Source organism: Aquiflexum sp. (assembly GCF_041751335.1).
GTDB lineage: Bacteria > Bacteroidota > Bacteroidia > Cytophagales > Cyclobacteriaceae > Aquiflexum.
In genome coordinates this window covers 1-4,452 of the sequence record NZ_JBGSXS010000382.1, presented here as the reverse complement: position 1 = coordinate 4,452, position 4,452 = coordinate 1, and the positions used below count along the sequence as shown (strand labels likewise).

The window sequence follows — 4,452 nt, the reverse complement described above, 5'->3', positions numbered from 1 at the left end:
ACTTCAATGGTCGTGATGCCATCTTTTAGGTGTCTATTGGCACGTTGGACAGTCAGCTGAGCAAGTTTCTCCAAACTGGCTTTTCTGGTTTTGGCAACTGTGTGCCAGATGCCGCCACCTGACTTGGCGATTTCTAGATAGATTTTGCCAGCATTGCGTAAGGCATAATCTTGGGCACGGCTGCCTCCAAAACAGATATGCGTATGGCAGTCAATCAAACCAGGAATGGCAACAAAGTCTCCCTTTAAAGTCACCATTTCCGCACCAATGGACTGTGCTTCCGGAAATATATCCCAATAGCTTCCAATTTGATGGATTTTATCATTTTTGATCAGGATACCTGCTTCAGAGATGACATCGAGTTGGCTGTCCTTTAAGGCACCTTTTAAAGGGAGACCTGACATGGTGAGGGCTTGGCGTATGGGGCCGATAAGGGTGTGATTTATGGTTGGCATGTTGGTGTTTGTTTGTTTATGTGGTTCAATTCGCCGCGGCGAATGGACCACTATCCTACCAGTCTTCAGACTGGATAGATGCAGTCTGAAGACTGCTGCTAATATAGTCCATTCGCCGCGGCGAATGAACTAACTAAAATCGATCAAACTCCCCCGACCAGGAAGTCTCAAGCTGCAATCCTTCTTTCTCAGCAACTTCTCTGGCTAAGGTAAGCAATTCCCCGCTTCGGATTATCTCAATAGCGGTTTCCATATCTTCATACATAATCTGATCTTCGGTGACATGTTTGATTTTGGTGCGCACATGTTCGTAAAGTGCTGTCATGATCTTTCCTGACTTTAATGGCGCATGGAAATCCACCGCTTGGGCGGCACAGAAGAGTTCTACTCCTAGTATTTTTTCTACATTCTCTATTACCTGTAGGGCTTTTCTTGCACCAATACTTCCCATACTCACATGGTCTTCCTGACCAAGGGAAGTTGGAATACTGTCTGCGGAGGAAGGGAAACAAAGCCCCTTATTTTCACTGGCCAAGGCTGCTGTGGTATATTGGGGAATCATAAATCCGGAATTTAACCCTGTTTCTTTCAACAGCAACTTGGGAACTCCAGGTGTATCTCCCTCCAAAGAAAGGTAAATCCTTCTGTCAGAAATATTACCGATTTCGGAGGCAGCCAGACAGGTATAATCCAAAGGCATGGCTATGGGTTGCCCATGGAAATTACCTCCGCTAATGGTGTGGTTTTCGTCGAAAACTACTGGGTTGTCGGTGACGGAATTGATCTCTATCTCCAAGGTTTGTTTGAGATGCAACCAAGCATTTCTGGAAGCTCCGTGGACTTGTGGCATGCACCGCAAAGAATACGGATCCTGAACCCTTGCACAAGTTGCATGGGAATGCACAATTTCTGATTCATGGAGCAGGTTGAGAATAGTCTGGGCTACATGCTGATTGCCGGCATAAGGACGGAGTTGGTGGAGTTCGGCTGAAAATGGCTTGACCGAACCCAGAAGCCCCTCTAACATCATGGCTCCTGTAATGTCTGCGTGGGCTAAGATGTTGTAAAACCTTTCAAGAACTTTGACCCCAAAAGCAGCCATAAACTGAGTACCATTGATCAATGCCAATCCTTCTTTCGGGCCCAAGTGAATGGGCTTAAGCTGAAAGTCTTGGAACAATCTGGCAGTGGGAATGATTTCTCCTTGATAATGAACCCTGCCCAATCCGATCAAGGGCAAAAACAAATGGGAAAGCGGGGCTAAATCTCCTGACGCACCCACAGAACCTTGTTTGGGAACAACCGGAATGGCATCTTGCATAATATGCCACAGCATCCTGTCCAAGGTATCCTCATGAATTCCGGAGAAACCCTTAGCCAATGCATGGACTTTCAGGATAAGCATCAGTTTGGAAATTTCTATTGAAATGGGTTCGCCTACACCTACCGCATGACTTTTCAGGATGTTTTCCTGGAGTTTCCGGGTTTGGTCAGGAGAGATCATCGTGGTGCAAAGCGGTCCGAAACCTGTATTGATGCCATAGACAGGTTTGCCGTTTGCTACGATCTTTTCGACTGCCGCAGCACTGGCCTGCACTTTGGCACGGGTTTCCTTTGTCAGAATTCCCTGTATTTCACCTTTTGCAATTCCAAGAGCAATGGAAGCAGTGAGGTTTTCTTGCCCGTAATTGAATATATTGATCATTTGGTTCTCTTCTTTTGGGTAAATTTTTTGTTACTATTTGCTGTGATAGCTGCGTCAACTCTTTGCATTCGCCGCGTGAAAAAAAGAAAGTTCACGCAACGTCGCAGCGGGAAACACGCAGCGATCGCAACGATAGAATCCCCTGCTCTCTTTCCTTCCAAAAATAGACAACATTACTGATAATTATAAATACCAATTTTATCAATTATTAATAACTTTAAGTTATAATAATTAAACGGATATTTTACTGCAATAATTTGAATGGGGGACTCTTGGTGTTTAAATTGTAATTCAATTTTGATAAGTAAAAAGGTTGGTTTTTTTAAACAGGGATAATATGCAAAATTCATCAGATTTAATCATTCAAGAGCGGATTACCAGATCGATTTATTTGATCAGAAATCAAAAAGTAATGATGGATAGCGATTTAGCTGAAATGTACGAAGTGGAAACTAAAGTGCTAAATCAGGCGGTAAAAAGGAATATGGACAGATTTCCGGAGGACTTTATGTTTCAGCTTTCTAATGAAGAATGGGAGGATTTACAATTAACGATCGAAGAACAAAATGACGATCATTCTTTAAGGTCACAAATTGTGACCTTAAAGAATGATCGTGGAAGGCATAGAAAATATCTTCCGTATGTATTCACCGAGCAAGGAGTAGCTATGCTATCTTCTGTACTCAACAGTAAAACTGCCATTCAGGTAAATATTTCCATTATGAGGGTTTTTGTGAAAATGCGTGAATGGGCAGCTAATTATCAAGGTTTGATTAAAAAAATTGATGAGCTCAGTCAAAACCAAAGTGAACATAATGAGCATATCAGAAATATTTACCAGATTATCGAAGAGTTGGTTAGACCTTCCTTGACAGAACGGAAAGCAATTGGCTTTAGAAAGTAAGGAATGTGTTTTAATGGTTCTGTTATAATCATTATAATATCAAAACTTATTTTCTTTGCGCCTCTGCGCCTTCGCGGGAACCCATTATGACAATTGAACTCCGACACCTTGAATACTTCCGTGCCGTTGCCGAAGAACTGAACTTTGGACGCGCAGCTGAGCGCTTGTTTATCTCCCAACCCGGTCTCAGCCGGCAGATCAAACAGATGGAGGAAATCCTGGAGGTACAGCTTTTTGAGCGGACCAAACGGCATGTGGAATTGACTGCAGCAGGCCATTACCTTAAATCTGAGGTGGACTATATCTTCAATCACATCGAGCTTACCAAATCCCAACTCAAGGAAATTGCAATAGGAAACATTGGGGAGTTAAGAATAGGTTTCCTGGGTTCTGCTGCCCATACAGTCCTGCCTGAACTCCTTGTAAAAATCTCCCGACAATTCCCGGGTATCCAAACTACCATGGAGGAACTCAGCAATACTTTGCAGGTAGAAATGCTGGAAAAGGACAAATTGGATTTGGGTTTTGTGAGGCTGGCACGGGTTCCTGAGGTTCTTCAGATGAAAATGGTGCATCAGGATACCTTTTCTGTAGTATTGCGCCTAGACCACCATTTGGCAGAACATGGATTTAAACATGTAGGGCAATTGAAGGAAGAAAACTTTATTCTTTTTTCCCATGATTATTCTTCCATCTATTATGATAAGATCATGTCTATTTGTGAGGACAGAGGTTTTTCACCCAAAATCACCCATAAGTCTGTCCATGCATTGACCATTTTCAAATTGGTGGAGGCTGGATTGGGAGTCGCCATTGTGCCAACATCCCTGCAACAGGGTTATGATCTGAAAGTGAAGTTTATTATACTGGATAAAATCAAACAAAAAACCGAGCTTTATGCGGTATGGAAGAAGGGGAACAGGAATCCGGCTTTAGGGAAGATTTTGGGGTTATTGAAGTGAAATATACTTCGTGAAATAAATTGAAATATGGTAGAAATATGCCTGCGGCGAAATATTGGAGACCCAATTCCTTCTTTTCACCTGAATTAAGAGCTAAAATGGATTTTTTCAATGAATCAAAATTTATTTTCAAGATTATCTCTTTTTCCATTATTTAGATTTGTCATTCATGACAAAATTTAGCAAAAGTTCATCAATTTTAGATTTCTTATAAGGCATATAGGGTTTTGATTTTTTCAATTAAATCATTAGGTTTAAAATTCAGATAAATTTATATTATGAAGATAATATATACATTTTCATGCTTTATTGTTCTTTTAAGTTTGTTTTCTTGCAAAGAACAAAATTCAACAGACAACCCCAATATCAAGGTTGAAATTTCAAATAATGCCATTTTGTTTTCACAATATTTTGGAGAAATTAATC

At 41.3% G+C, this 4,452-nt stretch carries 3 protein-coding genes and 1 pseudogene; 2 read left to right on the top strand and 2 right to left on the bottom strand.

What is annotated here, in order from left to right; all coding sequences use genetic code 11:
* Together ACEW8U_RS20410 and hutH are read right to left on the bottom strand one after the other, a co-directional pair.
* A pseudogene (locus ACEW8U_RS20410) lies at positions 1–455 on the bottom strand (imidazolonepropionase); the annotation flags it as partial.
* Between the two features lie 133 nt (positions 456–588).
* Complete coding sequence (gene hutH, locus ACEW8U_RS20405; protein WP_373523899.1) at positions 589–2,160, bottom strand: histidine ammonia-lyase; 1,572 nt, start codon at positions 2,158–2,160, stop codon at positions 589–591.
* 337 nt (positions 2,161–2,497) lie between these two features.
* Here hutH and ACEW8U_RS20400 point away from each other — a divergent pair, with 337 nt between their 5' ends.
* Together ACEW8U_RS20400 and ACEW8U_RS20395 are read left to right on the top strand one after the other, a co-directional pair.
* Positions 2,498–3,064 (top strand): ORF6N domain-containing protein, encoded by a 567-nt coding sequence (locus ACEW8U_RS20400; protein WP_373523898.1) that lies wholly within the window; start codon positions 2,498–2,500, stop codon positions 3,062–3,064.
* An 86-nt stretch (positions 3,065–3,150) separates the two neighbouring features.
* Positions 3,151–4,026 carry a LysR family transcriptional regulator gene (locus ACEW8U_RS20395; protein ID WP_373523897.1) on the top strand — a complete coding sequence of 292 codons (876 nt, stop codon included), beginning with the start codon at positions 3,151–3,153 and terminating at the stop codon, positions 4,024–4,026.
* Positions 4,027–4,452 lie beyond the last annotated feature (426 nt).